This window comes from Pseudomonas nitroreducens NBRC 12694, assembly GCF_002091755.1.
GTDB classification, from domain to species: Bacteria; Pseudomonadota; Gammaproteobacteria; order Pseudomonadales; family Pseudomonadaceae; genus Pseudomonas; species Pseudomonas nitroreducens.
Map to the genome: position 1 here is coordinate 24,177 of NZ_BDAI01000003.1, position 24,628 is coordinate 48,804.

Sequence of the window (24,628 nt, forward strand, 5' to 3'; positions counted from 1 at the left end):
GACCGAGGCGGCGAAACCCGACAAAAATAATTCTCGATTGCGAAGAAATATTATTTTGCGGCGACCTTATCGGTGGCTTGGTTTAAGGCTCGGGCAAGGGCCCCTCTCCCTGAAGAGAGAGGGGACTGATCGGAGTGGGGGGATACGTCTTTGCTCGCCGGTGGGCGCAGTTCTTTCCGTTCGCACGGATAACTCCCTCCCCCTTCAGGGAAAGAGCGGGGGAGAGGGTGTTGGGCCGAGCGCCGATCTTCCCATTCAGCTCCGCGCGCTGACCGTCACCCACCAGTCGGTGCGCTTCTCCACTCGCACCGGCAGCGTCTGCGGCAGCAGGGCCAGCAGTTGATTGGTATCGTCCAGGCGGAATACGCCGGAGAGCCGCAAGTCGGCCACGCTTTCGTCGCAGTGCAGGTGGCCATGGCGATAGCGGCCGATCTCGGCGAGGAAGTCGGCCAGGCGCATGTCGCGGGTAACGATCAGCCCATCGGCCCAGGCGGCGCTGTCCATGTTGCTGCGTTCGGCCAGGAGGGCGCTGTCGCCGTTGATCTCGAAGGTCTGTCCGGGCTCGGCGATGGCAGTGGTCTGACCGCGCACGCGCGGAGCGATGGCCACCGAGCCTGCCTCGACGCTCAGGCGTGTGCTGCGCTCGTCCTGGCGCAGGACAAACCGCGTACCCAGCGCCTCGAACAGACCATCCCGGTTGCTCACCCGCAGTGGGCGTGAGGCGTCCTTGGCCGTGCTCAGCAGGATCTCGCCACGCTCCAGAAGCAGCAGGCGCTGGTTCGTATCGAAGCGCACATTCACCGCGCTGTCGGTGTTCAGTTGCAGCACGCTGCCATCGGTCAGGGTGAAGCGCTGGCGCTCGCCGACGGTTGTGCTGAAGTCCGCCATCCAGCGTTGCCAGGGCGCGACCTCGCGGGCCAGCCACAGCGCGGAGGCGCCGACGGCGAAGGTCGACAGCAGCTTGAGCGCCTGGCGCCGCTGCAGTCGCTGAGTGGAGCTTTCCAGGGTTTCCAGCGCCACCCGAGCACCGGGCACTGCCTGGTAGCTGGCCGCCAGTTCACTGTTCAGCGCCTGCACCCGCAGCCAGGCGGTTTCGTGTTCGGGATTGGCCTGGCGCCAGTGTTCGCAGGCGTTGCGCAGTTCGGCATCGGCATTGCCGTTCAGCCGCAGGGTCCACTGGATCGCCTGCTTCACCACCCGTGGATCGGGTGTGGTGCCATTCATTCGGCGTACCGCAGTTGGTAGCAGTGGAACAGCGCCTCGGCGACGTAGCGCTCCACCGAGCGCACGGAAACGCCCAGTTCCTCGGCGATCTGCGCATGCGGCATGCCTTCGCACTGGGCCAGCAGGAAGGCGCTGCGCACCTTGGGCTTGAGCCCATCGAGCAGGCGGGCGATGTTTTCCAGCAGTTGCAGGATGCTGTGCTGGGCCTCCGCCGAGGGGACTTGTGCCTCGGGCAGGTGCGCGATGGATTCGAGGTAGGCGCGCGCCAGTTCCTCGCGGCGCCAGTGATCGATCACCAGGCCTCGGGCCACGGTCCGCAGGAAGGCGCGCGGAGTGCGCAGCTCACTGCGCTCGGGCCGCAACAGCACGCGCACGAAGGTGTCCTGCGCCAGGTCGGCGGCATCGGCGGCATTGCCCAGCCGGCCGCGCAACCAGTTGTGCAGCCAGCCGTGATGGTCGCTGTAGAGCGACTGGACGTCGTAGGTGGAAGACATGGGTGCGCAAAACTGCAAATGATAATTTATCGCATTTTCAACAAGGCGATGGCCATTTGCAAGATATGTCTGAGGCTCCGGTGTTTCCTGTAGGAGCGAGCTTGCTCGCGAACTGTTCGGCACCGGAGCTGCCGGGAAATCTGTTCGCGAGCAAGCTCGCTCCTACAAATAGGCCTCGTGCCTTTCCTCAGCGATACCAGCGCGGCGTGTACACCCAGTCACCACCGCCGGCACGGGAGAAGCGTCGGGTCAGCGACGAGCCGATGATCACCAGGGTGCGCATGTCCACCATCTCCGGCTCCAGTTCGCCGAGGGTGACGACGCGCAGGGCTTCCGCCGGGCGGCCGATATCGCGGCCGAGCACCACCAGGGTTTCCGGCGTGCGGTGGCGGCGGACGATGTCCAGCGCGCGCCCCAACTGCCACGGTCGCGCCTTGGAGATCGGATTGTAGAAGGCCATGGCCAGGTCGGCGGCGCCGGCATGGTCGAGGCGCTTCTCGATGGTTTCCCAGGGCTTGAGGTTGTCCGACAGGGAAATCAGACAGAAATCGTGCCCCAGCGGCGCCCCGGCCTTGGCCGCGGCGGCCAGTGCGGCGGATACGCCCGGCAGCACCTCCAGCTCCACGCCATGCCAGTGCGGGTCTTCGCTCTCGTGCAGGGCTTCCATCACGGCGGCGGCCATGGCGAATACGCCGGGGTCGCCGGAGGAAATGACGACAACCCGGCGCCCGCTGGCGGCCAGCTCGAAAGCGTGGCGGGCGCGCTGCATTTCCTCGCGGTTGTCGGTGCAGTGGCGCACCTGGTCCTCGCGCAGCGGCTCGGCCATCTTCACGTAGGTTTCGTAGCCGAGCAGGTCCTGGGCTTCGTCCAGGGCGCGGCGCACGGCGGGGATCATGAAGTCGCTGGCGCCGGGGCCGAGGCCGATCACGCTGAGCTTGCCGCGTGGCTGGCCGATGCCGTGGGCTTCGACCGGCGTCGCGGCGCGGTGCAGGTGGAAGGAGTCGCCGTGCAGCACGGGCGGCGGCAGCTCGCTGTCGTTGCCGATGAAGCGCAGCGGCACGCCCAGCTCGCTGGCGGCCTCTGCCAGGGCCGGATCGGCCATGCGGCAGCGCGGGGCGATGACCGCCGCCAGCGATGCCTTTGCCAGTCCGGCTTGCGCCAGGCCCTGGTGGATGCGCTCAGGCAGATGCGAATCCACCAGCGTGACATGAGCCAGCACGACGCGCGGGTGGATGCGCAGTTCGTTGTGTGCGATGCCATCGGCGCCCGCATCGATGCGCAAGGTATGCGCGGCGTCTTCGGCCAGCGGCAGGTCCAGCTTGTCCAGCCAGGGAGCGTCGCCTTCGATGCGCAGCGTGTCGCCGCCCAGCAGGTCGGAGACGAAGCGTTTGCCCTGTTCGATGTCCGCCAGCGCGTAGCCCTGCGGCGGATCGAGCAGGCAGGCGCCGAAACGCAGCTCGCCGCTGGTGGTGATGGCCGGCGCCACCTCCAGTGCGGTGGCGATTTCGCGGGCGATGCGATTCACCCCGCCGAGTCCGCCGAGCAGCGGTACCACGGCGCTGCCGTCTTCGGCGACGGCCAGCACCGGCGGTTCGGCGCCCTTCTCCTCGAGCAGCGGGGCAAGGGTACGGATGACGATGCCGGCGGCGCACAGGGCGATGATCGGGGTGTCGTCGCGGTAGAGCTGGCGCAGGGTATCGCCGAAGTTGGCGTAAGACTCGTCGGCGCCTTCAACTCGGTCCTTCAGGCCCATCACGCGCGCCTGTGGATAAACCTTCTGCAGGCGCCGGGCAGTGGCCAGTGCGCCCTGGCCGAGAATGACGATAGCGGTGCGCATCAGCCGTTCCACCGCTGGCCGGGGATGACGATCATCGAGAAGTAGGGCGACGCCATCGGGTCCACGTCATCCAGTGCGACGATACGCTGCTCGCGCATGGTCGCGCGTTCGACGTAGTGCGCGCTGTCGTCGCGGCCCAGCTCGCGCAGCACGCGGCGGACCTTGTCGAAATTGCGGCCGAGCTTCATCACCACGGCCGCGTCGGCGTCGGCCAGGCGGCGCTTGAGTTCGTCTTCCGGCAACACGCCGGAGAGCACCGAGAGGCTCTGGTTGCGGTACACCAGCGGTACGCCGAGCACGGCCGCACTGCCGAGCATCGAGCAGACGCCGGGTACGACTTCGGTGTCATACCGATCCGAAAGGCGGTCGTGCAGGTACATGTACGAGCCGTAGAAAAAGGGATCGCCCTCGCAGATCACCGCGACGTCACGGCCGGCGTCCAGATGCTCGGCCACCTGGGCGGCAGCGGTGTCGTAGAAGTCGCTGATCACGCCTTCGTAGGTCAGCGGCGGTTCGAGCTTTTCGGTGGTCACCGGGTACACCAGCGGCAGACGCTGCTGAGTTTCCAGCAGGTGCTCCTCGATGATGGCGAAGGCATTGCCGCCCTGGCCTGCGTGGTGCTTGGCCTTGGCCACGAAGTAGCCGATCACCGGGGACGCGCGCAGCAGGCGCAACGCCTTGAGGGTCAGCAGTTCCGGGTCGCCCGGGCCGACGCCCAGGCCGATCAGGCGGCCGGCCATCACTCCACCTCCGTGGCGAGTGCGTTCACCGCCGCGGCCGCCATCGCGCTGCCGCCACGACGACCGCGGACGATCACGTAGGGTACGCCACGGCTGTCGGCGGCCAGTGCATCCTTGGACTCCATGGCGCCGACGAAGCCCACCGGGAAGCCGAGGATCAGTGCCGGTTTCGGTGCGCCGGCGTCGAGCATTTCCAGCAGGTAGAAGAGGGCGGTCGGCGCGTTGCCGATCACCACCACGGCGCCTTCGAGGTGCTCGCGCCAGTGCTCCAGGGCCACCGCCGAGCGGGTGTTGCCCAGCTCGCGGGCGAGCGTCGGGACGTTCGGATCGTTGAGGGTGCAGATCACCTCGTTGTGTGCCGGCAGGCGCGCGCGGGTGATGCCCTCGGCGACCATCCGCGCATCGCAGAGGATCGGCGCGCCCGCGGCCAGCGCCGCGCGGCCGATGGCACCGGCGCCTGCGGAGAAGCGCAGGTCCTGCACCACGTCGACCATGCCGCAGGCGTGGATCACGCGCACGGCCAGTTTCTCCAGGTCGGCCGGGATGCCGGTGAGGTCGGCTTCGGCGCGGATGGTGGCGAAGGATTGGCGATAGATCGCCTGGCCGTCGCGAATGTAATCAAGCATCGATGGAGTCTCCAGGTGCGGCCAGTAGGTCGCCGGCGGCATCGAGGGAAAGGTTGCGCGCCAGCGGCTGGCCGAAGCCGGCCACGCCATCGGCGCGACGGAACAGGTCATAGCGGCCGTCGGCGACGGCCAGCAGGGTGTAGGGGGCGACGTGGGCGGCGGCGCAGGAGCGTGGGCAGCCGCACAGATGCACGCCGGCTGGTGGCGCGTGGCGCAGGCGTTCGGCGAGGCGCAAGGCATCGGCCTTGGTATCGGCCAGCCCGCGCGCACAGCCGCTGGAGCCACTGCACGCGACGATGCGCGACAGCGGCTGCGCAGCGTCGATCACCAGGCCGAGGCCGCCCAGTGCGCCGAGTGCAACGGCGGCATCCACCTGGGCCACCTCCGGCAGGATCAGACTTTGCCAGGGTGTCAGCCGCAGCTGCCCGCCACTGAAGCGCTCGGCGAGATCGGCGAGGCCGAACAGTGTGGCGCTGTCGAGGCGGCCGAGGACGAATCCCGCGCCGACCATGGTGCTTTCTGGCTGGCGCTGAGGCTGAATCCCGAGATGGCCGAAAGCCTGTGCTGCAGGGCGCCGCCAGTTATCCACAGCGGGTCCGAGTTGCAGCGCAAAGGGCAGGCGTTGCTGCAGGCGCTCCAGCAGCACTTCGTCGCCGAGCATTTCGCGCAGGTGGCGCATGCGCGTCTGGCCGTCGCCGGCGAGGTCGAGGAACAGCTGCAGCAAGGTTTCCACCAGCAGCGGCACCTGCTCGGCACTGACGGCGGCAAGGGCGGGGCGATCCGTCTCGTTGCGTGGCGGACAACCGGCCAGGCCGAAGGCGAACAGCGGTGCTGCGTCGTCAGACATCGCCGACAGCCAGAGATCGTTGGGGTGCTCCAGCATTGCCAGGGCTTCGCCACCGTCGAGCTGGATGCCGAACTTGGGCGACAGGCCATGGAAGCGCGGGGTGCGCTCCAGCAGGTCGAGCAGTTGGCGGGCCAGCGGAGCAGCGTCGAAAGCCGTGGCGGCGTCGAGGCCGAGCGCCGGGCTGACCAGCAGATTGCGCACATCATCCGACGCCAATTCACGCGGGCCGAGACCGGCGCTCAACAATTCATGGCTCAGCGCATTTTCAGCGCCAGCATGCACGCCGCGAATCTGCAGATTGGCGCGGTTGGTCGCTTCCAGCACGCCATCGGCATGGCGCTCGGCGGCCTGGGCAATGGCTCGCGCAGCGTGGGCGTCGAGCTGCCCACAGGGCAGCTTGATGCGGCAGATGCCGCCATCGCGGGAGGCCACGATGCGCAGCAGGCCGGGGCAGGCATGCGGGCGGACGGGCAGAGCGGATGTGTCTTGCACTGAGGTCACCAGGGCTGGGTCGCGGTGACCTGCGAATCCCCACAGGGGACTTCACGACACCGATACACCCCGCTCGATGTCTGCACACGCGACTGGTTTCGTCGGCAGGTCTCCTGGCTGGCAGGTCCTCATCCAGCGCGGCCTTCCCGGTTGCCCAGTGGCCTGGCCGGCGGCACGGAACGTTGTCCCGCGGCGCCGCATTGCGCGGACTCGCTGCTTACAGTTGCGGGGGCAGCCACGGCTTAACCGTGTTCCCTCTTCGGCTCCCGGAAACCTCACCGATAGGGGCGAAGCGTCCTACGAGCACCGACGAAGCGGGTATTATGCCTGCTTTGCCCGAAGGCAGGAAAAGCCTGCCCGTCGGATCGATCGTCGCACTCTCGAGGAATTTTCATGACGCCCTGGCTGACCATCGTCGGCATCGGCGAGGACGGTTACGCCGGCCTCGGCAAGGCCGCGCGCCGTGCCCTGCTCGCCGCCAGCGAAGTGATCGGCGCGCCGCGCCAGCTGGAGCTGCTGCCGCACTGCCTGCTCGCCAACCGCCAGGCCTGGCCGAGCCCGTTCAGCCTGGAGCCGGTGCTGCGCCGGCGCGGCGAGCCGACCTGCGTGCTGGCCAGCGGCGACCCGATGTGGTTCGGCGTCGGCGCAAGCCTGGCCCGCCAGGTTCCGGCCGAGGAAATGCGCGTGCTTTGCGCTCCGTCCTCCGCCTCGCTGGCTGCCGCGCGGATGGGCTGGGCATTGCAGGACTGCACGTTGCTGTCGCTGGTGGCGCGGCCATTGGCGGCGCTCAATGCGCAGATTCACGACGGTGTGAAGCTGTTGATCCTCAGCAATGACGGCGACAGTCCTGCGGCCGTTGCTGCGCTGTTGCGCGAGCGGGGGTTTGCTGCGAGCCGGCTCAGCGTGCTGGAGCACCTGGGCGGCGACCACGAACGACGCATCGATGGTCTGGCGAATGACTGGTCGCTGGCGCAGGCGGCTGCGCTGAATCTGCTGGCGGTGCAGTGCATCGCCGGTGAACACGCGCAGCGCCTGCCGCTCACGGTCGGCCTGCGCGACGATGACTATCGCCACGACGGTCAGTTGACCAAGCGCGATGTACGCGCCGTGACCCTGGCGCGGCTGGCGCCGAAACCGGGCGAGCTGCTCTGGGATGTCGGCGCCGGTTGCGGCTCCATCGGCATCGAATGGATGCGCGCACATCCGAGCTGCCGCACGCTGGCCATCGAAGCCAACGAAGGGCGCCAGGAGCACATCCGCTTCAATCGCGATGCCCTCGGCGTACCGGCGCTGCAACTGGTCTGCGGCGCCGCGCCGGAAGCACTGCAGGGGCTGGAGCGTCCGGATGCGATCTTCATCGGCGGCGGCGTGACTCTGCCCGGCGTATTCGACCAGTGCTGGGAGCAGCTCAAACCCGGCGGCCGCCTGGTGGCCAATGCCGTCACCCTGCAGAGCGAATCCATGCTGCTGAGCTGGCGCGCGCGCATCGGTGGCGAGCTGACCCGCCTGTCGGTGTCCCAGGCCCAGCCGCTGGGTGGCTTCGACACCTGGCGCGCGGCGCTGCCGATCACTTTGCTGGAAGTCTGGAAGCCGCTGGCCGAGTGAGCATGCGCGAAGAAACCCCGGAGCAGCCACGCCTGCTGCGCAGCGGCTACACCACCGGCAGTTGTGCTACGGCCACCAGCCTCGCGGCAGCACGCCTGCTGCTCACCGGTGAAGCGCTGGATGCCGCGCAGATCGCCCTGCCCAAGGCGCGTTGCGCGACCCTGCGCCTGGAGTTCTGCCGGCTTACTGCTGAAGGTGCCGAAGCCGGCACGCTGAAGGACGCCGGCGACGACCCGGACGTGACCCATGGCGCGCTGGTATTTGCCCGTGTCGTGCTGAGCGATGAGCCGGGTGTGCGTTTTCATGCCGGGGACGGTGTCGGCACGGTGACCAAACCCGGGCTGGTGCTGCCGGTGGGCGAGCCGGCGATCAACCCGGTGCCGCGGCAGATGATGCGTGACAACCTCGCCGCGCTGGCGGCCGAATGTGGCTATGCCGGCGGCTTCGAGGTGACGATCCATATCGAGGGCGGCGCCGAGCTGGCGCAGAAGACCATGAACCCGCGCCTGGGCATCCTCGGCGGTCTGTCGATTCTCGGCACCACCGGCATCGTCCGGCCGTTCTCCTGCTCGGCCTACATCGCCTCGATCCAGCAGGGTATCGACGTCGCCCGCGCCAACGGCTTCCGCCATCTTGCCGCCTGCACCGGCAACGCCAGCGAGGACGCCATGCGCCGCCGCTACGGTTTCGACGACACCGCGCTGATCGAGATGGGCGACTTCGCCGGCGCCGCGCTCAAGCACCTGCGCAAGGTGCCGGTGGAGCGCTTCAGCGTCTGCGGCGGCTTCGGCAAGATCAGCAAGCTCGCCGCCGGCCACATGGACCTGCACAGCCGGCATTCCAGCATCGACCTGCCGCAGTTGGCCGAGTGGGCGGCGGACATCGGTGCCTCGGCAGACTTGCAGCAGCGCATGCGCGAGGCCAACACCAGCCAGCAGGCGCTGGCGCTGTGCCGTGCCGAGGGCATCGCCCTGGGCGATGCGGTGTGCGCCCGCGCGCTGGCCTTCGCCCGGCGTATCGTGCCCCTTGAAGTAACGCTGGAAGTCTTCGCCATCGACCGCCAGGGCAACCTGGTGGGCGAGGCGCTGGAGGTGCGATGAAACGGGTGCTGCTGCTGGGCGGAATCGGTGAGGCGCTGGCTATCGCGCGACGGCTGGGACCGCAGCATCTCTACAGCCTGGCCGGCCTCGGCAAGGTACCGGACGACCTCGCCTGCGAAGTGCGCGTGGGTGGCTACGGTGGCGCCGAAGGCCTGGCCGGATTCATCCGCGAACAGGGCTTCGACCTCCTGCTCGATGCGACCCATCCCTATGCTGCGCAGATCAGCGCCAACGCCGCCCGTGCTGCGGGGCTGGCCGGTGTGCCGTGCTGGGCGCTGCGGCGGCCCGGCTGGCAGTCGGGTGCTGGCGATGATTGGCGCGAGGTCGCCGATTGGCCCGGGTTGATCAGCGCACTGAAGGATTTTCGCCGTCCGCTGTTCACCCTGGGGCGTGAGCCGCTGGAGCACCTCGATGAAATTCCCGCCCACCAGCACTGGACGGTGCGCTGTCTGCAAAACCTCCCAGGTAATCCGCGCGCCGAAGTACTGGGCGCCCGCGGGCCGTTCACCCTGGAGGGCGAGCGCGAGCTGTTCGCGCGGTTGGGTACCGACGTGCTGATCAGCAAGAACAGCGGCAGCCAGGCCACCGAGCCGAAGCTGCAGGTCGCTCGCGAGCGGGGCGTGCCGGTACTGATTCTGGCGCGCCCGGCGTTGCCGCTCGTGGCGCGGGAGTTCGACAGCGTTGAGTCGCTGTGGGAGGCGCTGGAACGCCTGCTGGCGGAATGAGGGAACGCATCGAACGAGGAGCGTTCACAGCGTCGTCATGGTTCGCGAGCAGGCTCGCTCCTGCAGAACCGTCATGAAGCTTCTCCGGTGGCCGGCGCACCTCTATGCTGGGCCCCGGTTTTCACAGGGAGTGACACCATGCTGCGAATTCTCGGCCGCGCTTCATCGATCAATGTGCGCAAGGTGCTCTGGACCTGCGCCGAACTGAACCTGCCGTACGAACGGGAGGACTGGGGCTCGGGCTTTCGCTCCACGGCTTCGGCTGAGTTCATCGCACTCAACCCCAATGCCATGGTGCCGGTGCTTGTCGACGGCGACTTCGTGCTCTGGGAGTCCAATGCCATCTGCAGCTATCTCGCCAGCCAGTATCCGCTCGATGAACTGCTGCCCAACTCGCCTCGCGAACGCGCGCTGGTGGAGCAATGGATGGGGTGGCAGGCCACCGAACTGAACAATGCCTGGCGCTATGTATTCATGGCCCGTGTGCGCAACAGCCCCAGCCATACCGACGAATCCGCCGTCGCCCTGAGCGAGGCGCAGTGGAACCATTGCATGTCCCTGCTGGACCGGCAGCTGGAGCGCACCGGTGCCTTCGTCACCGGCGCCTGCTTCAGCCTTGCCGACGTCGTCCTTGGCCTGTCGGTGAACCGCTGGTACCTGACGCCCATGCAGCGCCCGGAACTGCCGGCCGTGGCGGCCTACTACGAACGGCTGAGCGAGCGGCCGGGGTTCCTGTTGCATGGGCGTAATGGGGAACCTTGAGATCAGCGGAAAATCGGTGCCAGGGGACGACCCCTAGCCCTCTCCCTCTGGAAGAGGGCTGGGGTGAGGGGCTCTCGGTAGCTCACGCAGGGAGTTCACCAATAGGCCGATACTCCGCGCCCAGCTCCTGCGCCAGTTTTTCTGCGCGACCAAGTCGCACCGCGCCACCCTCGATATCCACCAGCACAGTCGGGCAGCCCATCGGCTGCAATGCAGGCCAGTCGCGCAGGCGCCCATCGGTCAGGACCAGCAGACGCTGGCGTTCGGCGGGCTTCTGTCGCTGGCGCTTGTCCAGCCATTCGCGGGCTTGCTCAAGCGCTTCGATCAGTGGGGTGCCGCCGCCGGCTCCAAGTTGCTCCAGCCACACCTGAAGCTGACTCGATGCCTTCTGGCCCTGCCACAACCAGCGCGGCTGTGCGCCGGTGGCATGCAGCACGGCGAGACGCGCGCGTTGGCGATAGGCCTGCTCGAAGGTGTCGGCGAGCAGCCCCTTGGCCTGGGCGAGGGCGCCGTGGCGACGGGTGCTGGCTGAGGCGTCGACTATCACCAGCCAGAGTTCGGCGGGCTTGCGGCTGCGGGCGCGCAGCACCAGGTCGGCGCGGCGTTGCGGGCGGCCATTGCGCAGGGTCGCGGGCCAGTCGATGCGGCCCTGCGCGCCCGGCTGACGGGCGCCGCCGCGGCCGCCCGCAAGTTGGCCGGGTCGGGGGTTGGCATCCGCGCCTGGGGCCTGGCGCGGGCGGATGCTCAGGGCTTTTTTGGCCAGCCCGTCAACTGTCGGCGCTCGCCCATCGTGACGTTCTGGGCGGGGAGTTCACCCCATTGGCCTTCGCCGTTGGAGGCGTTGGACGGTGCTTGCGCCTGCCTGGACGAAGGTTGCTGCGGCGTTGCCGATTGCGCTGGTGCAGGGCGGCGACGATGGGCGAGGGCGAAGTGTTCCACCGCTTCGATGTCCTGCGCCTCGATGGCGTTGGCGCCGCGCCAGGCGGCGTGGGCACGGGCTGCGCGCAACCAGACCAGATCGGCGCGCAGGCCATCGACGCCAGCGGCGTGGCAGCGCTCGGCGATCTCGTTCAATGCAGCATCATCCAGCGCAATCGCGGCAAGGCCTTGCCGGGCATCGATACAGCGCTGTTGCAGCGCTTGCTGTGCGCCTTGCCACCGAATGAGGAAGGCCTGCGGATCGGCATCGAAGGCCAGTCGGCGGCGAACGATCTCGGCGCGCTCGGTCGGCGCCGGGGTGCCGTGCAGTTGTACCTTGAGGCCGAAGCGATCCAGCAGTTGCGGGCGCAACTCGCCTTCCTCGGGGTTCATGGTGCCGATCAGCACGAAGCGCGCGGGGTGACTATGGGACAGGCCGTCGCGCTCGATCAGGTTGATCCCGCTGGCAGCCACGTCGAGCAGCAGGTCGACGAGGTGGTCGGGCAGCAGGTTCACTTCATCGACATAGAGCACGCCGCCGTGGGCGTGGGCCAGCACGCCAGGGGAGAACTGCGCGCGACCTTCGCCCAGCGCCGCGTCCAGGTCGAGGGTGCCGACAATGCGTTCCTCGCTGGCGCCCAGCGGCAGGGTGACGAAGCGCCCGCCGTCCAGCAGATCGGCGACGCCGCGCGCCAGGGTGGACTTGGCCATCCCGCGTGGCCCTTCGATCAGCACGCCACCAATGGCGGGGTCGATGGCTGCCAGGCACAGGGCCAGCTTCAGCTCATCGGCGCCGACGACGGCGGCCAGGGGGAAGTGGGGAAGGGCGCTCATGGGGGATTCCTGCGGATTTCGTCCGTGCATGGTAGCGAACCGGGCGTAGGAGGTGCGACCAATGTCCATCAGAACGATAGAGCCAAGTCATTGATCGATGCGTCGCGATGCAGTAACTTGGCTCTACTTCCACGGAGAACATCATGCCGTCCAGCTTGCCCGTCCAGTCCCTCGCCCGCCTCGGTGCCATTGGCTCCGTGGTTGCTCGCGCGCAGGTCCTGGCCGCTGCTGCCGGTTATTTCTTCTATGGGTATTGGTTTAGCCAAAGGCGCGCCTGATACCCCACAGGCGCCCTAGCAAGCAGGGTCGCCAACCAGACAGTTTCCCAAAACCCCGGTCGGCAACCCGACCGGGGTTTTTGTTTTTCAAAGCCCACAAGGCCCAACGCATTGAAACGAGCGAAAACGCTCAGACAGAGGATCGAGACATGACCGCCTACACCACCGACTACCGCTATTACCGCAACTCCGACTGGCGATTTAGCAGCGCGCTGCGTGCCACCCAACGAGCCTTGCCACGAACACTTAGATAGAGCGCCGAGCGCGGAACGACCACCGCGCCGGCCAAGGATGCCAGTCAGATGAACGCTTCCACCTCCACCCTGATCCGCCAAGCACACGCAGCCACCGCCGAAGTCCTCGACCTGCCGCTGCCCTCCGCTCGCCGCCGCGAACAGCCGCTGCCGAGCCCCGCCGAACTGCGCCAGCACCTGCCGCTGTCCGCCGCCATGGCCCACCGTGTCCGCGAAGGCCGCGACGCGATCCGCGCCGTACTCGATGGCCGCGACCCGCGCCTGCTGGTGGTGATCGGCCCCTGCTCGCTGCACGACCATGTCTCCGCCCTCGAATACGCCGACCGCCTCGCCGAACTCGCACCGCAGGTGAGCGACCAGTTGCTGCTGGTGATGCGCGCCTACGTCGAGAAACCGCGTACGACCATCGGCTGGAAAGGCCTGGTCTACGACCCGCAGCTGGACGGCAGCGGCGACATGGCCGGCGGCCTGGAACTGTCGCGCCGGCTGATGCTGGGCATGCTCGAACGCGGCCTGCCGGTCGCCACCGAACTGCTGCAACCGCTGGTGGCCGGCTACTTCGACGACCTGCTGGGCTGGGCCGCCATTGGCGCGCGCACCAGCGAATCGCAGGTGCACCGCGAGATGGTCAGTGGTCTCGATCTGCCGGTGGGCTTCAAGAACGGCACCGACGGCAGCATCGGCATTGCCACCGACGCCATGCGTTCGGCCGCGCACCCGCACCAGCACTTCGGCATCGATGCGCTGGGCCGGCCTTCGCTGGTACAGACCCAGGGCAACCCGGACACCCATCTGGTCCTGCGCGGCGGCCACGCCGGGCCGAACTTCGATGCGGCCAGCGTGCAGCAGATCCGCCAGAGGCTGGAAAAGCTCGGCCTCGATCCGCGCATCATGGTCGATTGCAGCCACGCCAACAGCGGCAAGGACCCGCTGCGCCAGCCGGCGGTGCTGGACAGCGTGCTTGACCAGCGCCTGGCCGGCGACGGCTCGCTGCGTGGTGTGATGCTGGAGAGTCACCTGTTCGACGGCTGCCAGCCGCTGTCCGGCGAGCTGCGTTACGGCGTGTCGATCACTGATGGCTGCCTGGGCTGGAGCGGCACCGAGGCGCTGCTGCTCAACGCGGCAGAGCGGCTGCGCCGCCGTTGAAACCGACGTACTTTGTAGGAGCGGGCCATGCCCGCGATTCGCGCATGGCCCGCTCCTACAGGAGGTCGTCCCGGATATGATCTGCTCCAACAATTCGCAGGGATGCTGATGTGATGAGCGATAGGAAAATGCTGGTGCGAACCGCATTCATGGGATGTGCCAGCCTGTTCTTCGCCGTGCCATTGATGTTGGTAGCGATCGTGAAAGTCTCGTCTGGCGAGCTGGCAGCAAGCATTTCAGTCGCCGGGCTTGGAGTGCCGCTGCTGCTGGTGACAATTCTTTGCCTTCTCCGTCGGAGTGAGCCCTTCCCGGACGTTTTGTCCCTGCCCTTGTGCCGTGGTCTCTATCTGGCGAGCATCGTCCTGGCCGCTACGCTTTTCTGGCTGACGCAAGGCTGGCTCTATGCCCTGCCATCGTTGTTAAGCGCTTATCTGTTTCTCTTCCGGGAGGAGTGGATGTATCGGTGGCTTTTGCGCTGGGGGCCGATTTTCTAACCGACTCGATGCGGGAGCGCTACGAGATGTGGGAAGTGCTGGATGCCTTGCTTGAGCCTTTTTACGGCCCCGCGTTGTATGCCGTGGGCTGGCCGATCGTGAAGGTGCTGACGCTGGGGCATTATCCAAGACCGGGGTTGTCCCGCTCCTACTGCATGGAAGCGCAGTGGGTGCGTGGAGCGGGAGTGGCGCTACTGGTCATGCTGGGGGCGACGGCACTTGGCCTGTTCTCGGGCTGAACTGCCAGCGGACTGACGGCTATCGCTTCGCTCCACGCTACTCTACGCAAGCGCGAACTCCCTCACTGCTCCTCGCTGTCCACCAGCAGATTCTCCAGCATCTCCCGATACTCCCCCGGCTCCTCCCACAACCCGCGCTGCTGCGCTTCCACCAGGCGCTCGGCGATGTCGCGCAGGGCTTCGGGGTTGTGCTGGCGGATGAACTCGCGGGTGTCGTCGTCCAGCAGGTAGGCGTCGGCCAGCAGGCGGTACTGGTGGTCGTCGACCAGTTCGCTGGTGGCGTCGAAGGCGAACAGGTAGTCCACCGTCGCGGCCAGTTCGAAGGCGCCCTTGTAGCCGTGGCGCTTCATCCCGGCGATCCATTTCGGGTTCACCGCCCGGGAACGCACTACGCGGCCGAGTTCTTCCTTGAGGGTACGGATGCGCGGGTTGTCCGGCTGGCTGTGGTCGCCGTGGTAGCTGGAAAGTGATTGCCCCTGGATGACCTCGGCGGCGGCGAGCATGCCGCCCTGGAACTGGTAGTAATCGTTGGAATCGAGGATGTCGTGCTCGCGGTTGTCCTGGTTGTGCAGCACCGCCTGCAGGCCGGACAGGCGCTGGGCGAAGCGCTCGCGTGCCGGGGTGCCGTCGTCGCCGGCTCCGTAGGCGTAGCCGCCCCAATTCAGGTAGGCCTCGGCGAGGTCGGCGCGGCTGTCCCACTGGCGCGACTCGATCACGCCCTGCACGCCGGCACCGTACGCGCCGGGTTGCGCACCGAAGATGCGCCAGCCGGCCTGGCGGCGGGCTTCGTCGCTTTCCAGGCCCTCGCTCAGCAGGCGTGCCTGATCGGCACGCACACGGGCGGCCAGCGGGTTCAGGTCGTCCGGCTCGTCCAGCGCGGCGACCGCCTGCACGGCGGCGTCGAACAGGCGGATCAGGTTGGCGAAGGCATCGCGGAAGAAGCCGGATACCCGCAGCGTCACGTCCACCCGTGGGCGGTCGAGCAGGCTGATCGGCAGGATCTCGAAATCCTCCACGCGCTGGCTGCCGGCCTGCCACACCGGGCGCACGCCGAGCAGCGCGAGCGCCTGGGCGATATCGTCGCCGCCGGTGCGCATGGTCGCCGTGCCCCACACCGACAGGCCGAGCTGGCGCAGGTGGTCACCGTGGTCCTGCAGGTGGCGTTCGAGCAGGCGGCTGGCCGACTGGAAGCCGAGGCGGAAGGCGGTGGGCGTGGGCAGGTTGCGCACGTCCACGGTGAAGAAGTTGCGCCCGGTGGGCAGCACGTCGACCCGCCCACGACTGGGCGCGCCGCTGGGGCCGGGCGGGACGAAGCGGCCGGCAAGGCCGGCGAGCAGATGGCCGATCTCGCTGGCGCCGCAGGCGTCGAGGGTTGGCGCGATCTGCTGGTGCAGTTGCGCGAGGACCGCCGTGCTCGAGCTTCCGGGAGCGCTGGCGGAACCATCGATCAGGCGCAGGGCGAACAGCTCCAGGCGCTCGCGGGTGTCGCCGTTGCTGCGCCAGGGTTCGTCGCTGACGGCGGTCAGCACATCAGGGCGCGGACCTTCCCACGGCTCGGCGAAAGCTTCGTCCAGCGGATCGCGGCCAAGCTTCAGGTCTTCGCTCAGCGCCCGCAGCAGGCTGGCGTTGCCGCCGCGTCCGTCGCCCCGTGGAATGCGCACCAGCGACAGCAGTGTGTCACGGCGCAGTTCGCCCACCGGCGATTCGCCGAACACATGCAGGCCATCGCGAATCTGTGATTCCTTGAGGTCGCACAGGTAGGCGTCCAACTGCGGCAACCAGCTTTCCGCATCGTCGCTCAACTGCAAGCCCAGCTCGCGGTCCAGCGCGGTGTCGCGCACCAGCGTGAGGATGTCGCCGCGCAGTTCAGTGGCGCGGCGCGGGTCGAGCAGCGAGGCGTCGTAGTATTCGTCGGCCAGCCGTTCGAGGTCGCGCAGCGGGCCGTAGTTTTCCGCGCGGGTCAGTGGCGGCATCAGGTGGTCGATGATCACCGCCTGGGCGCGGCGCTTGGCCTGCGCGCCTTCGCCGGGGTCGTTGACGATGAAGGGGTAGAGGTTGGGGAGCGGGCCGAGGATCGCGTCCGGCCAGCACTCTTCCGAGAGCCCGACGCCCTTGCCCGGCAGCCATTCCAGGTTGCCGTGCTTGCCGACATGAACCACCGCGTCGACGCCGAACACCTCGCGCAGCCAGAAGTAGAAGGCGAGGTAGCCGTGGGGTGGCACCAGTGACGGGTCGTGGTAGATCGCCGCCGCATCGAGCTGGTAACCGCGCGCTGGCTGGATGCCGACGAAGCCCAGGCCGAAGCGCAGCCCGGCGACCATCATCCGGCCGTTGCGGAACATCGGGTCCTGCTGTGGCTCGCCCCAGCGCTCGCGCACGGCTTGCTGGTTGGCCTCGGGCAGGCGCGCGAAGCAGGCGAGGTAGTCGTCCAGCGCCAGGCTCTGCGCGCAGGGGCGCAGGTCGAGGCTGTCGAGGTCGTTGCTGACGCCGCCGAGCAGTTGCTGGATCAGCGCCGTGCCGGAATCGGGCAGGCCGGCGACCGGATAACCCTGGGCTTCCAGCGCGCGAAGGATATTCAGCGCGGCGGCTGGGGTGTCCAGGCCCACGCCATTGCCGATCCGCCCGTCGCGGGTTGGGTAGTTCGCCAGGATCAGCGCCACGCGCTTGTCGGCGTTGGCCTTGCGCGCCAGAAGCATCCAGCGCCGCGCCAGTTCGGCGACGAAATCCATGCCCGGCCGGTGCGGCAGGTAGCAGACCACATCGCTCTGGCTGCGCTCGCTGCGCCAGGCCAGGCCCTTGAAGCTGATCGGCCGGGTGATGAGGCGGCCGTCCAGCTCCGGCAGCGCGATGTGCATGGCCAGGTCGCGCGGGCCGAGACCCTGCGGGTTGGCGCGCCAGAGGTCGAGGTTGTCCAGTGAGCAGATGGCTTGCAGCACCGGCACGTCGCGGCGGAACGGTCGGTCCTGCGGCGCTTCCGGGTTCGACTGGGCGAAGCCCGTGGTATTGATGATCAGTTCGGCGTCGGCGCTATCGAGCAGGTTTTCCACCGCTTCCAGGCACGCAGCTTCCTTGAGGCTGGCGACGGCGATGGGTAGCGGATTGATGCCGTGGGCCTGCAGGTGCTCGCAGAAGGTATCGATGAAGCCGGTATTCGCCGCCTGCAGGTGCGTGCGATAGAACAGCAAGGCGGCCACCGGGCACTCCGGGTGCCAGTCGGCCTGCCAGCGGGCGAGGTCGCAACTGCCGGTCTGCGGGTGATACAGCGCGACGCGCGGCAGCGTCTGCGGCTCGCTCCACGGGTAGTCGCGTTGCAGATGGCGCGTGGCGAGGCAGGCGAAGAACTGCCGGGCATTGTCCAGGCCGCCCTGGCGCAGGTACTGCCAGAGGCGCTCGGCGTCCTGCGGTGCAACGCTGCAGAGCGCGGCCAATTCGGGGTCGGGCTTGTCGTCGCCGGGTACCGCGATCAGCGTGACGCCGCGTTCGGCCAATGCCGCCAGTTGCTCCATGCCGTAGCGCCAGTAGCCGACGCCGCCGTGTACCGAGATCAGGATGACCTTGGCGTGCTGCAACACCACGTCGACGTAGAGGTCCACCGAGGCGTGGTTCTGCAGTTGCATGGGGTTGGCCAGGCGCAGGCTCGGGTAATCCTCCGGCAGCTCGCGGGCGGCCTCGGCGAGCAGCGCCAGGTGCGAATCGCCGCTGCAGAGAATCACCAGCTCGGCGGGCGTCTGGGCCAGGTCGGCGATGCCGTCGTCGGGGACGAAGCCGCCGGGTTGGGTGCGCAGCAGGTGCATGGGCTTGCTCGATAGATTGCTTTTGTAGGACCGAGGGGGACGCCTAGTCCTTGCTCGCGAACCATGCCCCGCTGCGGAGGTTTGTTCGCGAGCAAGCTCGCTTCTACATGATCAAGAGAGGGCGGTGCGCAGCTCGTTGGCGATAGTGGCCTGGTCCAGCTCCTGGCCGATCACCACCAGGCGCGTGCCGCGGGTTTCATCGCTGCGCCAGGCGCGGTCGAAGTGCTTGTCGAAGCGCTTGCCGACGCCTTGCACCAGCAGGCGCATGGGCTTGCCGGGGATGGCGACGAAGCCCTTGATGCGCAGCACGGCGTGACGTTCGACCAGTGCGTTCAGTGCATCGAGCAGGGCGCGCTCTTCCACTTCCGGCAGATCGACGTGGAAGGAGTCGAACTCGTCGTGGTCATGATCTTCATGGCCCTCGTGGTCATGATGCGTCGGGCGGCTGTCGATGTGCAGCTCGGCCTCGGCGTTCAGCCCCAGCAGCACGGAGAGCGGCAACTGGCCGGAGTTGGCTTCGACGATCTTCACCGCCGGCGGCAGTTCCTCGGCGACTTCGGCGCGTACGCGGGCGAGCGCTTCGGCGTCCAGCAGGTCGGCCTTGTTCAGCACCACCAGGTCGGCGCTGGCCAGCTGGTCTTCGAAGAGTTCGTGCAGCGGCGATTCGTGGTCCAGGTTCGGGTCCTGCTGGCGCTGCTCGTCGACCTGCTCGGGATGGGCGGCGAAGGTGCCGGCGGCCACGGCCGGGCTGTCGACCACGGTGATCACCGCGTCAACGGTGCAGGCGTTGCGGATTTCCGGCCACTGGAAGGCCTGCACCAGCGGCTTGGGCAGGGCCAGGCCGGAGGTCTCGATGAGGATCTGGTCGAGGTCGCCACGACGCGCCACCAACTCGCGCATCACCGGGAAGAATTCTTCCTGCACGGTGCAGCACAGGCAGCCGTTGGCCAGCTCGAAGACGCGGCCGACCGCCTCTTCTTCGCTGCAACCGATGGAGCACTGCTTGAGGATGTCGCCGTCGATGCCCAGCTCGCCGAACTCGTTGACGATCACCGCGATGCGGCGGCCTTCGGCGTTGTCCAGCATGTGGCGGAGCAGGGTGGTCTTCCCGGCGCCAAGGAAGCCGGTGACGATGGTGACGGGGAGTTTGGCCAGGGTTTTCATGCGCGCCTCGCAAGCGGAAGTTGAAGGCGGATGAAGGGCGCGCGCGCGGGTTCGCCGCGAAACGAAGGTCGCCACCGGATCACCCCGCCCGGTTGTCTGTTGATAACGAACCGGTTCCGGATCTCGCGAGCCAGGGCCAGGCAAGGCGGAGGATCGCCGGGGACGCGGAGTTGACTGTAGTCAAAGAGCAGTCCACGGCGATCCTCCAACGCAGCATGGCCGACGCGCAGCAGATCGAAAACCAGTTACGAGGCAGGTCTCCTGGCTCACAGCCCTCTGGTATCTCTTCGCCTTCCCGCCCGAATCGGCAGTGGCGCGTGAAGAGACAGGCTGTTCACAGTTGCGGGGGCAGCCGTGGCGCATCCGAAGATTTCCACGTTCCCTCTTAGCTCCGGCCAGTGCCGGAGAACCTCGAAGGGAGGAAGGCTACGCAGCGATGGCGGGGCGGTCAATCGCCGGGGATCGGTTGACGCTTGCGGGGCTTCGTGGTCAGCTAGCGCGGTTTCAGGTGTCTCGCGCCACGCGCGCGAGGTGAAACGGGAAGCCGGTGCGTCCGCAAGGACCAGTCCGGCGCTGCCCCCGCAACGGTAAGCGATCGTAGGGTCATCAGTAGCCACTGTGCTCCGGCATGGGAAGGTTGACCCGCTTGGCCACTGGCTGACATCGCAAGCCCGGAGACCGGCCTGGAACTTTCGTTTTTTGGCAAACCCGCGGTGGGCGGGCGCAGGCCGTGGCGCGACCGTTCCGGCGCGTTCGAATGCGTTCAACCTCTGCGTTCTCTTACTTTGATCTTCAGAGGGAACGTTCATGTCCAGCAGCACCCTGACGCACGCGTCGAGCACTTCCATCCCCCTTTCCAAGCGCATCAGCCTGGCCGTTGGCGCCAGCCTGCTCGGTGCGCTGCTGGTGTACTTCGCTGGCTTCTCGCACATCGATGCGGTGCACAACGCCGCCCACGATACTCGTCACAGTGCGGGTTTCCCCTGCCATTAATGCCTGCCGTCGCGCCTGGCGCGACGGATTCGAGGCGCTCCAGCACGCTCGCTCACAGTGTTCGAGGCCTCGTCTCGCCTGGAGAATTGCAATGATCAAACGTATCGCCCAGACCGCCGGTTTCGCCGGTCTGATCGCGGCGCTGGTACTCACCGTGGCCCAGCTGCTTTGGGTGTCCCCGCTGATCCTCAAGGCGGAAACCTACGAGAAAGCCGAACCGGCTGCCGCGCTGGTCGAAGAAAACCACGAGCACGCCCATGAACACGCTGCTGGTGCAGTGGCTGCCCACGAGCACGACGCGCAAGCCTGGGAGCCGGAAGACGGCTGGCAGCGCATCCTCTCCACCACGGGCGGCAACCTGGTGGTCGCGGTGGGCTTCGCCCTTATGCTGGCTGGCCTGTTCACCTTGCGTGCGCCTGGCAAGACCTCCGAAGGCCTGCTCTGGGGCCTGGCCGGTTTCGCCGTGTTCACCCTGGCGCCGTCCCTTGGCCTGCCGCCGGAGGTGCCCGGCACCGCCGCCGCCGACCTGACCCTGCGCCAGACCTGGTGGATCGGCACCGCCGCGGCCTCCGCTGGCGGCCTTGCGCTGCTGGTGTTCGGCCGCAACTGGGCGCTGCGTGGCATCGGTATCGCCCTGCTGGTGGTACCGCATGTGATCGGCGCGCCGCAGCCGGAAGTGCATTCCAGTCTCGCGCCGGAAAGCATCGCCCACGAGTTCATCGTCGCCTCGCTGATTACCAACGCGGTGTTCTGGGCGGCCCTGGGCCTTGGCGCCGCCTGGTTGTTCCGTCGCTTCGCACCGTCGGTCTGATCCAGGCGTTATGCTCGACCCCGCAGACGGCCTGGCCGTCTGCGGGGTTTTGTTTTGGGGAGATTGCTGATGACGCTGGTTGCCGGCCTCGGTTGCCGCCGCGGCTGCACGCTCGATGAACTGCGCGCCTTGCTGGCGCAGACGCTGGCCGAGGCCGGTCTCGATGAGTCGAACCTCACCGCGCTGGCCAGCGCCACGCTGAAGGCCGACGAGGAAGGACTGACAGCACTGGCCGCCGCCCTCGACCTGCCGCTGGCGCTGTTCACGCCGCAACAACTGACCGCGTGCGAACCGCGCCTGGACCGGACATGCGAAACGGTCCGCACGGCCATCGGCGCTGCCAGCGTGGCCGAAGCCGCGGCACTGCTGCAGGCCGAAGCCCAGGCCGGTGCGCCGGCGCGACTGCTGGTGGGCAAGCGCCGCAGCGACCAGGCCACTTGCGCGCTGGCCTTCATCCCCGTCGAATCCGAACAGGAGCAGCCATGACGGTCCATTTCATCGGCGCCGGCCCGGGCGACCCCGAACTCATCACGGTCAAGGGCCAGCGGTTGATCCGTTCCTGCCCGGTGATCCTCTACGCCGGCTCGCTGGTACCGCCAGCGGTGCTGGAAGGACACAGCGCCGAGCGCGTTGTAAATACCGCCGAGCTGAACCTGGACGAGATCGTCGCGCTGCTGGCGCAGGCCCACGGCGAAGGCAAGGACGTTGCCCGCGTGCACTCCGGTGACCCTTCACTGTACGGCGCCATCGGCGAGCAGATTCGCCACCTGCGTGAACTGGGCATTCCCTACGAGATCGTTCCCGGCGTCACGGCCACTTCTGCCTGTGCGGCGATACTCGGCTGCGAGCTGACCCTGCCGGACATCTCGCAGACGCTGATCCTCACCCGTTACGCCCACAAGAAACGCATGCCCGAAGGCGAGTCCCTTGCCGAACTGGCGCAGCACCGCGCGACCCTGGCGATCCATCTCGGTGTGGGGCAGTTGCCGAACATCATCGCTGAGCTGCTGCCGCACTATGGCGCCGATTGCCCCATTGCGGTGATCCACCGCGCCAGCTGGCCGGACCAGGACCAGGTCACCGGTACGCTGGGCGATATTCTGGCAAAGGCCGCGGCAAAGGATTTCAAGCGCACGGCGCTGATCCTGGTGGGCAGGGTGCTGGGGGCGGAAGGCTTCGCCGACTCATCGCTCTATAGCGCAGGGCATGCGCACCTGTATCGCCCGTAGTCGCTCTTCGTCGGAGAGAGCTTGCTCGCGAACGGCCTGACGCTGGCTTCATCGGCAAGGTCTGTTGGTGAGCAGGAGCCAGGCGTCCCCTTCGTTCCTACAGGGGATCGTCCAGCGGCTCCAGTTCACTGCTGAACTGCTCATCGATCATCGCCTTCAGCTGCTCCGCTGCCAGCGGCTTGTGCAGCAGCGGCCAGCCATGGGCGGAAGCCTGGGCGAGCAGCTGTGGGTCGGTGTCGCCGGTGACCAGCACGGCGGCGATCCAGTCGTCTTCGTAGTGCCCGTGCAGGCGGGCGATGGCGTCGATGCCGGTCTGGTGGTCGCGCAGGCGGTAGTCACTGATGATCAGGTCCGGCTTCTGCGCGGCAGCGGTGGGGTCGGCCAGCAGGTCGGCGACGTCGGCGACGATGACATGCCGGTATTCCCAGCTCTGGAACAGCAGGCGCAGGCCTTCGCGGTTCTCCGCATCGTCCTCGATCACGTAGATCAGCTTGTCGCTGCCCACCACCGTGCGCGGCGGCTGGATTTCCGCTTGGCGCGGCTGCACGGCGGTGGCGCGGGGCAGGCTGATCATGAAGGCGCTGCCGTGGCCTTCGCGCGAGTGCAGCGCCAGCGGATGGTCGAGCAACCTGGCGGTGCGCTGGACGATGGCCAGCCCCAGGCCAAGGCCTTTGCTGCGGTCACGCTCGGGGTTGTTGAGCTGGTGGAATTCCCAGAACACCTTCTGCTGCTCGCGCTCGGGAATTCCCGGGCCGCTGTCCCAGACTTCCACGCGCACCTGGCGGCCACGGCGGCGCCAGCCGATCAGCACGCCGCCGTGGTCGGTGTAGCGGATGGCGTTTTCCACCAGGTTGCGCAGGATGCGTTCGAACAGCGCCGGGTCCGACTTCACGAACGGTGCGCCGGGGCGTACGCGCAGGTTCAGGCCCTTGTCCGCGGCTTGCACGCTGCATTCCTGCTGGATGCGTTCGAGCAGTTCGGCGAGGGAGAAAACCTGCAGGCTGGGCTGGACGATGCCGGCGTCCAGGCGCGAGATGTTCAGCAGCGCGTCGAACAGCGAGCCCTGCGCGGCGAGCGCGCGGGAAATGTGGTCGACGAGGTTTTCGCTGGCCTCGTTCAGCGGCTGTTTCTTCAGTGCGCCCAGGTACAGGCCCAGCGCGTAGGTCGGCTGGCGCAGGTCGTGGCTGGCGCTGGCGAGGAAGCGGGTCTTGGCCTGGTCGCTGCGTTCGGCGGCCTCTTTCTCGATGCTGAGCTTGCGCAGCAGCTCGCTGTTCTCGAAGCGCAGCAGCAGCGAGTCCACGAGGGTGGCGTGGAAGCGGTAGGCGAAGGCAAAGATGGTGACGGCGTAGACCAGCGCTGCCGCGCCGAGCGTCTTGCTCAGGGCGTCCGGCAGCAGCACCAGCAGGGCGGCGAAAGGCAGGGTGAAGGCCGGTACGATGAACAGGTAGAACAGCGGCAGGACGATGCTGTAGGCATTCATCACGCCGGTGCCCAGGCCCAGCAGGACGACCACCACGTACATCTGCATCGAGGGTGGCAGCACGGTCATCCAGTACGCGGCGGGCAGGCCCCAGAGCAGGCCCGAGAGGCCGGTGGTGATCATCACCTGGATCAGCCAGCTGCGCCGGGGGCCGGCGCCGCTGTCGCGCAGCTGGTCGTAGCGCCGCAGCAGCCACAGGCGGGCGCCGCCCAGCAGGGTTTGCGCGGCGAACCAGGCCAGCAGCGACTCCAGCGGCAGCGCGCCGTTGAGCACCCAGGTGGTGAGGCCGGCGACCAGGTAGGCGGCAATGATGGAGAAGGGCGAGTTGCGCCGCAGCACGTCGAACTGTTCGGCGCGGACCCGTTCGGCATAGGGGGAATGGCTGAGGTCGCGCTGCCAGAGATTCATTGGGCCGTCCGTGGAGGGTCAGTGGGCGCTGTCTGTATAGCAACGTCCGCCGGGCAATCCCAGAAAATTCAGGCCAGCCAGCGTTCTCCGCGTGGCAGCATCCCGCGCTGCAGGTACCAACGCACCCCGAGGTG

At 67.7% G+C, this 24,628-nt stretch carries 22 protein-coding genes and 3 riboswitches; of the genes, 11 read left to right on the forward strand and 11 right to left on the reverse strand.

The window, feature by feature from the left end:
• Positions 1-255: 255 nt before the first annotated feature.
• From PNI01S_RS09220 to cobG, 6 genes are all read right to left on the reverse strand, one after another.
• Positions 256-1,224 (reverse strand): FecR domain-containing protein, encoded by a 969-nt coding sequence (locus PNI01S_RS09220; protein ID WP_167632559.1) that lies wholly within the window; start codon positions 1,222-1,224, stop codon positions 256-258.
• Positions 1,221-1,718 carry a sigma-70 family RNA polymerase sigma factor gene (locus PNI01S_RS09225; protein ID WP_084357973.1) on the reverse strand — a complete coding sequence of 166 codons (498 nt, stop codon included), beginning with the start codon at positions 1,716-1,718 and terminating at the stop codon, positions 1,221-1,223. The genes PNI01S_RS09220 and PNI01S_RS09225 overlap by 4 nt, the downstream gene beginning before the upstream one ends.
• 187 nt (positions 1,719-1,905) lie before the next feature.
• The gene (cobJ, locus tag PNI01S_RS09230) at positions 1,906-3,555 is read right to left on the reverse strand and encodes a precorrin-3B C(17)-methyltransferase (RefSeq protein WP_084357975.1); all 1,650 of its coding nucleotides are present in this window, start codon (positions 3,553-3,555) and stop codon (positions 1,906-1,908) included.
• A complete protein-coding gene (locus PNI01S_RS09235; protein WP_084357977.1) occupies positions 3,555-4,295 on the reverse strand; it encodes a precorrin-2 C(20)-methyltransferase in 741 nt (246 codons plus the stop codon). The genes cobJ and PNI01S_RS09235 overlap by 1 nt, the downstream gene beginning before the upstream one ends.
• Positions 4,295-4,921 (reverse strand): precorrin-8X methylmutase, encoded by a 627-nt coding sequence (locus PNI01S_RS09240; protein ID WP_084357979.1) that lies wholly within the window; start codon positions 4,919-4,921, stop codon positions 4,295-4,297. The genes PNI01S_RS09235 and PNI01S_RS09240 overlap by 1 nt, the downstream gene beginning before the upstream one ends.
• Positions 4,914-6,260, reverse strand: coding sequence for a precorrin-3B synthase (cobG, locus tag PNI01S_RS09245; protein ID WP_065083716.1), 1,347 nt, complete (start codon positions 6,258-6,260; stop codon positions 4,914-4,916). Before cobG ends, PNI01S_RS09240 begins: the two co-directional genes overlap by 8 nt.
• 86 nt (positions 6,261-6,346) lie before the next feature.
• Positions 6,347-6,586, reverse strand: a riboswitch (cobalamin riboswitch).
• 67 nt (positions 6,587-6,653) lie between these two features.
• Here cobG and PNI01S_RS09250 point away from each other — a divergent pair.
• The 4 genes from PNI01S_RS09250 (at position 6,654) to PNI01S_RS09265 (ending at position 10,452) form a co-directional block, all read left to right on the forward strand.
• Positions 6,654-7,865 (forward strand): bifunctional cobalt-precorrin-7 (C(5))-methyltransferase/cobalt-precorrin-6B (C(15))-methyltransferase, encoded by a 1,212-nt coding sequence (locus tag PNI01S_RS09250; RefSeq protein ID WP_065083715.1) that lies wholly within the window; start codon positions 6,654-6,656, stop codon positions 7,863-7,865.
• 2 nt (positions 7,866-7,867) lie between these two features.
• Positions 7,868-8,965 carry a cobalt-precorrin-5B (C(1))-methyltransferase gene (locus tag PNI01S_RS09255; RefSeq protein ID WP_065083714.1) on the forward strand — a complete coding sequence of 366 codons (1,098 nt, stop codon included), beginning with the start codon at positions 7,868-7,870 and terminating at the stop codon, positions 8,963-8,965.
• Positions 8,962-9,690, forward strand: a complete 729-nt coding sequence (locus PNI01S_RS09260) for a cobalt-precorrin-6A reductase (protein ID WP_024767462.1) — start codon at positions 8,962-8,964, stop codon at positions 9,688-9,690. The genes PNI01S_RS09255 and PNI01S_RS09260 overlap by 4 nt, the downstream gene beginning before the upstream one ends.
• Before the next feature lie 138 nt (positions 9,691-9,828).
• The gene (locus PNI01S_RS09265; RefSeq protein ID WP_065083713.1) at positions 9,829-10,452 is read left to right on the forward strand and encodes a glutathione S-transferase family protein; all 624 of its coding nucleotides are present in this window, start codon (positions 9,829-9,831) and stop codon (positions 10,450-10,452) included.
• An 82-nt stretch (positions 10,453-10,534) separates the two neighbouring features.
• On the opposite strand, the gene PNI01S_RS09270 is transcribed toward PNI01S_RS09265, so the two are convergent.
• Both PNI01S_RS09270 and PNI01S_RS09275 read right to left on the reverse strand, forming a co-directional pair.
• Complete coding sequence (locus PNI01S_RS09270) at positions 10,535-11,200, reverse strand: vWA domain-containing protein (RefSeq protein WP_262499413.1); 666 nt, start codon at positions 11,198-11,200, stop codon at positions 10,535-10,537.
• The gene (locus PNI01S_RS09275) at positions 11,197-12,204 is read right to left on the reverse strand and encodes a magnesium chelatase ATPase subunit I (RefSeq protein WP_065083711.1); all 1,008 of its coding nucleotides are present in this window, start codon (positions 12,202-12,204) and stop codon (positions 11,197-11,199) included. Before PNI01S_RS09275 ends, PNI01S_RS09270 begins: the two co-directional genes overlap by 4 nt.
• A gap of 580 nt (positions 12,205-12,784) precedes the next feature.
• Here PNI01S_RS09275 and PNI01S_RS09280 point away from each other — a divergent pair.
• The 3 genes from PNI01S_RS09280 (at position 12,785) to PNI01S_RS09290 (ending at position 14,615) form a co-directional block, all read left to right on the forward strand.
• A complete protein-coding gene (locus PNI01S_RS09280; protein ID WP_084357981.1) occupies positions 12,785-13,882 on the forward strand; it encodes a 3-deoxy-7-phosphoheptulonate synthase in 1,098 nt (365 codons plus the stop codon).
• A gap of 113 nt (positions 13,883-13,995) precedes the next feature.
• Positions 13,996-14,376 (forward strand): hypothetical protein, encoded by a 381-nt coding sequence (locus PNI01S_RS09285; RefSeq protein WP_084357983.1) that lies wholly within the window; start codon positions 13,996-13,998, stop codon positions 14,374-14,376.
• A gap of 26 nt (positions 14,377-14,402) precedes the next feature.
• Positions 14,403-14,615, forward strand: a complete 213-nt coding sequence (locus PNI01S_RS09290) for a hypothetical protein (protein WP_084357985.1) — start codon at positions 14,403-14,405, stop codon at positions 14,613-14,615.
• A gap of 62 nt (positions 14,616-14,677) precedes the next feature.
• Here the strand turns inward: PNI01S_RS09290 and cobN are convergent, their stop codons facing one another.
• Positions 14,678-18,409, reverse strand: a complete 3,732-nt coding sequence (cobN, locus tag PNI01S_RS09295) for a cobaltochelatase subunit CobN (protein WP_084357988.1) — start codon at positions 18,407-18,409, stop codon at positions 14,678-14,680.
• Positions 18,410-18,520: 111 nt separating this feature from the next.
• Positions 18,521-19,573, reverse strand: a complete 1,053-nt coding sequence (gene cobW / locus PNI01S_RS09300) for a cobalamin biosynthesis protein CobW (protein WP_084357990.1) — start codon at positions 19,571-19,573, stop codon at positions 18,521-18,523.
• A gap of 234 nt (positions 19,574-19,807) precedes the next feature.
• Positions 19,808-20,002, reverse strand: a riboswitch (cobalamin riboswitch).
• A 60-nt stretch (positions 20,003-20,062) separates the two neighbouring features.
• A riboswitch (cobalamin riboswitch) is annotated at positions 20,063-20,274 on the forward strand.
• Between the two features lie 106 nt (positions 20,275-20,380).
• Here cobW and PNI01S_RS09305 point away from each other — a divergent pair.
• The 4 genes from PNI01S_RS09305 (at position 20,381) to cobM (ending at position 22,606) form a co-directional block, all read left to right on the forward strand.
• Complete coding sequence (locus PNI01S_RS09305) at positions 20,381-20,566, forward strand: CbtB domain-containing protein (protein ID WP_024764032.1); 186 nt, start codon at positions 20,381-20,383, stop codon at positions 20,564-20,566.
• A 91-nt stretch (positions 20,567-20,657) separates the two neighbouring features.
• Complete coding sequence (locus PNI01S_RS09310) at positions 20,658-21,377, forward strand: CbtA family protein (RefSeq protein WP_084357992.1); 720 nt, start codon at positions 20,658-20,660, stop codon at positions 21,375-21,377.
• A gap of 69 nt (positions 21,378-21,446) precedes the next feature.
• The gene (locus PNI01S_RS09315; protein WP_037017174.1) at positions 21,447-21,863 is read left to right on the forward strand and encodes a cobalamin biosynthesis protein; all 417 of its coding nucleotides are present in this window, start codon (positions 21,447-21,449) and stop codon (positions 21,861-21,863) included.
• Positions 21,860-22,606 carry a precorrin-4 C(11)-methyltransferase gene (gene cobM / locus PNI01S_RS09320; protein WP_084357994.1) on the forward strand — a complete coding sequence of 249 codons (747 nt, stop codon included), beginning with the start codon at positions 21,860-21,862 and terminating at the stop codon, positions 22,604-22,606. Before PNI01S_RS09315 ends, cobM begins: the two co-directional genes overlap by 4 nt.
• A 97-nt stretch (positions 22,607-22,703) precedes the next feature.
• Here cobM and PNI01S_RS09325 read toward each other — a convergent pair whose 3' ends face one another.
• Positions 22,704-24,494: an ATP-binding response regulator gene (locus PNI01S_RS09325; RefSeq protein ID WP_065084358.1), complete on the reverse strand. Its 1,791-nt coding sequence runs from the start codon at positions 24,492-24,494 to the stop codon at positions 22,704-22,706.
• Between the last annotated feature and the right edge of the window lie 134 nt (positions 24,495-24,628).